General features: G+C 61.4%; 5 protein-coding genes. All 5 read left to right on the top strand.

Annotation, left to right across the window (positions count from 1 at the left end; translation table 11 throughout):
* The first annotated feature begins 260 nt into the window (after window positions 1-260).
* The 5 genes from CR105_RS26860 to CR105_RS26840 are packed head-to-tail and all read left to right on the top strand — an operon-like array spanning window position 261 to window position 5,610.
* On the top strand, window positions 261-740 hold the full coding sequence (locus tag CR105_RS26860; RefSeq protein ID WP_131021893.1) for a phage terminase small subunit, hendrixvirinae-type: 480 nt from the start codon (window positions 261-263) through the stop codon (window positions 738-740).
* Complete coding sequence (locus CR105_RS26855) at window positions 721-2,316, top strand: terminase large subunit (RefSeq protein WP_099793983.1); 1,596 nt, start codon at window positions 721-723, stop codon at window positions 2,314-2,316. Before CR105_RS26860 ends, CR105_RS26855 begins: the two co-directional genes overlap by 20 nt.
* Window positions 2,313-3,620: a phage portal protein gene (locus CR105_RS26850; RefSeq protein WP_099793981.1), complete on the top strand. Its 1,308-nt coding sequence runs from the start codon at window positions 2,313-2,315 to the stop codon at window positions 3,618-3,620. Before CR105_RS26855 ends, CR105_RS26850 begins: the two co-directional genes overlap by 4 nt.
* Window positions 3,604-4,266, top strand: coding sequence for an HK97 family phage prohead protease (locus CR105_RS26845; RefSeq protein ID WP_099793978.1), 663 nt, complete (start codon window positions 3,604-3,606; stop codon window positions 4,264-4,266). The genes CR105_RS26850 and CR105_RS26845 overlap by 17 nt, the downstream gene beginning before the upstream one ends.
* Before the next feature lie 51 nt (window positions 4,267-4,317).
* Window positions 4,318-5,610 carry a phage major capsid protein gene (locus CR105_RS26840; protein WP_099793987.1) on the top strand — a complete coding sequence of 431 codons (1,293 nt, stop codon included), beginning with the start codon at window positions 4,318-4,320 and terminating at the stop codon, window positions 5,608-5,610.
* Window positions 5,611-5,716: the final 106 nt, after the last annotated feature.

Below are 5,716 nucleotides of genomic sequence, written 5' to 3'. Positions count from 1 at the left end.
GCCAAGCCCGCATCGATGATCCGCTGAATTGTCAGACCATCTGCAAGCCCTGCCACGACGTAAAGACCGAGGCAGAGCAGGGGAAGAAGAAGCGGCCGGTGGTGAAGATCGGTCTCGATGGCTGGCCCGTACCGGAGTAAAGACCGATGCACAGCCCCCATAAGAAAGAGGGGGAGGGCACTTCGAAACCGCAGGGAATCACGCAACAGGGGACCGCGCTCTCCCTTCGATTTAACGCTAACCCACGAAACGCGGACAAAATGACTGCACCGAAGACCAAGCGGACCAGGGCCGATTCTGCCGCCAGCGCCGTGAATGCGATGGTCGCAGCGGCGAAACCCGATATTGCGATTCCTGATTACGTGACTTTGACCGACTCAGCGATCCCGTTTTGGGCGGGCGTTGTGCGCGCACGCGCGAGGGACGAATGGATTGATGTCGATTTGGTGGTTGCCGCGCAGCTCGCGCAATGCCAAGCCGACATCGCGGAAGAGGACGCTTTGCTTCGCGCCGAGGGTCGCGTGATGAAGAACGACAAGGGTACGCAGATCATGAATCCACGCACGACCGTCATGGAGCAACTGGCGCGCCGCGAGATGGCCTTGATGCGCACGCTTCGGATGGGCGGACGAATTGCCGGCGACACGCGCGACGAGGCAGGCAAACGCAAGATCGAGCGGGAATCCCGCAAGCTCCGCGGCGAGCTTGAAGAGGAAGACGATGGCCTCCTCGCCACGTAAGGCGAAGGCGGTCAAAGCAGCAACGATAGATTCAGACGACAAGTATTGCCTCAAGAAGCCACTCACTCGTGGCGAGAAAGTCTGCGCCTTCGTTGAGCGCTACTGCCTCGCACCTGAAGGCGATCACATTGGCAAGCCGATCAAGCTTGAGCCGTTCCAGCGCAAATTCATCCTTGAGATTTACGACAATCCCGTTGGTACGCACAGCGCGTACCTCTCGATTGCGAGGAAGAACGGCAAGACGGCGCTGATTGCAGCGATTCTGCTGGCGCACCTGGTCGGGCCGGAGGCGGTCCAGAACTCACAGATCGTCAGCGGCGCCCAGTCGAAAGAGCAGGCGGCGGTGGTGTTCGAGTTGGCGCGCAAGATGATCGAGATGTCGCCGATCCTCTCGAAGTTGGTTCGCATCCAGCCGAGCGGTAAGCGATTGATCGGGTTGGCGCGCAACGTCCTGTACCGCGCACTGTCGGCCGAGGGGAAGACGGCTCACGGGCTATCGCCGATCCTCGCGATTCTTGACGAGGTGGGGCAGATCGTCGGGCCGACTGACAAGTTCGTATCGGCCATTACTTCGGCACAGGGCGCGTACAGCAACCCGCTTCTGATCGCCATCAGCACCCAAGCGCCGACGGACGCCGACTTGTTCTCGACCTGGATCGACGCGCAGCAGAACGCGCCGGATCCGCGCGTCGTGTGCCACGTGTACGCGGCGCCCGACGACTGCAAGCTGGACGACCCGAAGGCCTGGGCGGCCGCCAATCCCGCCCTCGGGATCTTCCGATCGCTGGCCGACGTCGCGAAGCAGTGCAAACAGGCGATCGACATGCCGGCGAACGAGCCGGAATTTAGAAATTTGATCCTGAATCAGCGGGTCGAGGCGGTGTCGCCATTCGTACCGCGGTCAATTTGGGAGGCGAACAACGGCGCACCAGGCGACGCGAAAGGCCTGAAAGTGTGGGCCGGCCTCGACCTATCGAGCGTCAACGACCTTACCGCGCTCGAGGGGGTGGACGAATCGGGCGGCGTGCACTCGGCCTTCTGGCTGCCGGCGAACGGATTGGCCGAAAAGTCGCGCAAAGACAAGGTGCCGTACGACCTCTGGGCAAAGCAGGGGTGGTTAAACACAACGCCCGGCAGCGCGATCGAGTACGAGTTCGTCGCCGAATACCTTCGCGGGTTCTTCGACCGGCACGACGTCCAGGCACTGGGCTTCGACCGCTACAACATGAAATTTCTGAAGCCGTGGCTGATCAAGGCTGGCTTCACCGATGCCGAGCTGGAGAAGTTCATCGACTTTGGGCAGGGCACGGCCAGCATGACGCCGGCCCTGCGCGAGCTCGAGGTGAAGTTGCTCAACAAATCGTTGCGGCACGGCGGCCACCCGATCCTGAACATGTGCTCCGCGAACGCCAAGGTTATCGGCGACAGCGGCGCCCGGAAGTTTGACAAGGCCCGCACGCGCGGGCGCATCGACGGCATGGTCGCCCTGGCGATGGCCGTCGGTGTGATGCCGACGGCTGCTGCAGAAGACAAGGGAAGCATTGATGATTATCTGGCGGACGAGGTAAGCGAGTGAGCGAAAAAACGAAGGCCGGCAGCTGGTCGCTGAAGTCCGTATTCTTCTCGATCCGCGACGCCATGGCCTATCGTGAAGCCACGCGCGACCCCGGCAATCGCGACATCACGCGCAACGATTCCCCCGGCATTGTCAGCATTGACGCTGCGCTGCAGCTGTCAACGGTGTGGGCCTGCATTCGCCTGATCGCCGAGACGATCTCCACGCTACCGCTGCTGGTGTACGAGCGAGACGGCGAGGCGCGCAAAATCGCGCGCGACCACCCATTATTCGCTTTGCTCCACGACTCGCCGAACGCCGACATGACGGCGGTCGAGTTCTGGGAGGCGGTGGTATCGCAGCTTTGCCTGTGGGGCAACGCGTACTGCCTCAAATCCTTCGGCGCCGCAGGGCGCCTGGTCGCGCTGGACCCGCTCAACCCCGCCTTGATGACCGTTCGCCGCACGCTGGACGGCGCGATCACCTTCGTCTACGCCGATCCGCGCGGTCGGCGCGAGTACAGCGAAGCCGAGATCTGGCACGTGAAGGGCTTCGGCACCGACGGCTTGATGGGGCAATCTCCGATCAGCATAGGGTGGCGCTCGATCCGCGGCGCCCGCGCGGCCGAGGTGGCGGCGTCCGATCTGTACACGAACAACATGCGCCCGGCGGCTATTGTCTCCGTCAAAGAGTTTCTGGATAAGGATCAGCGCGCCCGAATGAAGGATAAGGTCATGGGCGCCGTATTTGGCAACGCCCAGACCGGCCAGCTGCAGCTGCTTGAAGGCGGCGCCGAGTACGAGCAGCTGACCATGAACCCGGTCGACGCCCAGATGCTCGAGTCGCGCACCTTCAGCGTCGAGGATCTGTGTCGGTGGTTCGGCATGCCGCCGTCCATGATCGGCCACGGTACGGCCGTTTCTAACTGGGGCACGGGTCTTGAGCAAAAAAATCTGCACCTGATCCAGTACGTTTTGCGCCCCTATCTGGTGCGCATCGAGCAGGGCGTGCGCAAGTCGCTACTCAAGCCGGCCGAGCGAACCCGGTTCTTCGCTGAGTACAGCATGGAAGGCCTGCTGCGCGGCGATAGCGCAGCGCGCGCGGCGTTCTACTCGTCGATGACGCAAAACGGCCTGATGACCCGCAACGAGGCCCGCTCGCTGGAGAACTGGCCACGCAAGGACGGCGGAGACGAGTTGACCGTCCAAAGCAACCTCATCCCCCTTTCCCTTTTGGGCAAAGTCACAAATTCTGCGCAGGCGGCCAAGTCGGCCGTGCTGACGTGGCTCGGAATCAAGGAAGAAAACGATGGATTACCTGACTAAATCGATCGAACTCGACATCAAGAGCCTGTCCGACAAGGGCAAGTTCTCCGGCTACGGCTCGGTGTTCAACGTCGTCGATAAGGGCGGCGATATCGTCGCCCCGGGCGCCTTCGCGGAGAGCCTTGAGAAGTGGAAGAAGTCCGGCCGCATGGTGCCGATGTTGTGGCAGCACCAGACAGATCAGCCTATCGGCGGCTGGCCGACGCTGAAAGAAGACGACCACGGGCTGTTTGGTGAAGACGCCGAATTGTGGATGGATGATGCGCCCTACGCGCGCCTCGCCTACAAGGGCATGAGCACCAAGACGATCACCGGGCTGTCAATCGGCTACCGCGTCAAGGACTACAGCGTCAACAAGGACACCGGCATCTACACGCTGCAGAAACTCGACCTGGTCGAAATTAGCGTCGTGACGAACCCGATGAACGACGACGCCCGAGTGGCTGACGTCAAGTGCATGTTGGAGGCCGGCCGACTGCCGACCCTCCCAGAATTTGAAAAGTTCCTGCGCGAGGCAGGCTTCTCTAAATCGCAGGCCGCAGCAGTCGCGAACGGCGGCCTGCCGAAGCTTTCCCGGGGTGAGCCCGGTGGCGAAAAAAGCGACGAAATTCTTCGGTTGTTCAACGAATTTACCCTCACCCCATAAGGAAACATCATGCAAAAGAGCACTCTCACGAAGTATTTCAAGCCGGCTTTCATGCTGGCGGTCTGCCTGGCTGCAGGTATCGCGCAAGCCACAGGCGTCGACGTCCAGGCATTCGCGCTGGCTCACCCCGGCGTTGCGAGTCTGGCGCTCGTTAGCCTGATCGGCGAGACCGAAATCAAAGGCCTCGAGGCCGCGCTGGCGAAGATCAACGACCAAGTCAAAGACCACGGCGAGAAAGCCCTGGCCGAAGCCAAACGGGGGATCGACATGTCCACGTCGGTGAAAACGACCGTCGACGAGCTGCTGGTGAAGCAGGGCGAGCTGGTCGCGCAAGTCACGGAGCTCGAACAAAAAGCGGCTCGCCGTGGCACCGAAGACGGCGGCGCGCAGCTCAAATCGATGGGCTACCAGCTGATCGAGAACGAAGACTTCAAGAAGTCGGTCGGTGCGCTGCAGGAAGGTAAAGGCGGCAAGCTCGCAATCGGCGTGAAGGCGATCACCAGCGCGAGCAACAGCGCCGGACAGGGCGTTAATCCGCAAGTCCTGCCTGGCGTGCTCACCATGCCGGCCCGTCGTCTTACCATTCGCGATCTCGTGGCACCTGGCCGCACCGCCAGCAATCTGGTTCGCTACCTCAAAGAAACCGGCTTCACGAACAATGCGGCGCCAACGGGTGAGGGCACGCGAAAGCCAGAATCGACCATTACGTACGCATTGACCGATGCGTCGGTAAAGAAGATCGCCCACTTCATCAAGGCATCGTCCGAGATTTTGGAAGACTTCCCGGCGCTGCAGTCGCAGATCGATGGACGCCTGACCTACGGCCTGGACTTCAGCGAAGAAGGCCAACTGCTCAAGGGCTCTGGCTCCGGCAACAACCTGAACGGCATCTACACGCAGGCAACTGCCTACAGCGCCCCGCTGGTCATTGCCGGAGCCACGCGCATCGACACGCTTCGCCTGATGCTGCTGCAGGCCGAGCTGGCCGAGTATCCATCGGACGGTATCGTACTGAACCCGATCGACTGGGCTGGCATCGAGCTGATCAAGGACGACAACGCCCGGTACATCATTGGCAACCCACAGGGCACCCTGTCGCCAATGCTGTGGTCCCGCCCTGTGGTGGCAACCCAGGCCATGACCGTCGACACCGCGCTTGTCGGCGCTTTCAAGCTGGCCGCGCAGATCTTCGACCGTTCGGATGCAGGCATCGTCATCTCGACGGAAAACGAAGACGACTTCGTCAACAACCTGGTGACGATCTTGATCGAGCGCCGCCTGGCGTTCGCGGTCTACCGTCCGGAAGCGTTCATCAAGAACACCAACTTCGACGGCGTCGCTTAACCAGAAGGGCGGCGCTTCGGCGCCGTCTCTTTGAGAGGAGAACAGCATGCTGATCAAAGTAAATGCACTCGAAAGCTTCATGCACGGCCGCTCGAACTTTGTCCGT

Source organism: Massilia eurypsychrophila (assembly GCF_002760655.1).
GTDB lineage: Bacteria > Pseudomonadota > Gammaproteobacteria > Burkholderiales > Burkholderiaceae_D > JAFCUW01.
Note: the sequence above shows the minus strand (reverse complement) of the source record. Positions and strands in the feature narration are given on the sequence as shown.

Bases quoted from the DNA above. Each gene is read 5' to 3' on its own strand.
- CR105_RS26860 (WP_131021893.1), top strand. From the start codon at position 261: ATGACTGCACCGAAGACCAAGCGGACCAGGGCCGATTCTGCCGCCAGC.
- CR105_RS26855 (WP_099793983.1), top strand. From the start codon at position 721: ATGGCCTCCTCGCCACGTAAGGCGAAGGCGGTCAAAGCAGCAACGATA.
- CR105_RS26845 (WP_099793978.1), top strand. From the start codon at position 3,604: ATGGATTACCTGACTAAATCGATCGAACTCGACATCAAGAGCCTGTCC.
- CR105_RS26840 (WP_099793987.1), top strand. From the start codon at position 4,318: ATGCTGGCGGTCTGCCTGGCTGCAGGTATCGCGCAAGCCACAGGCGTC.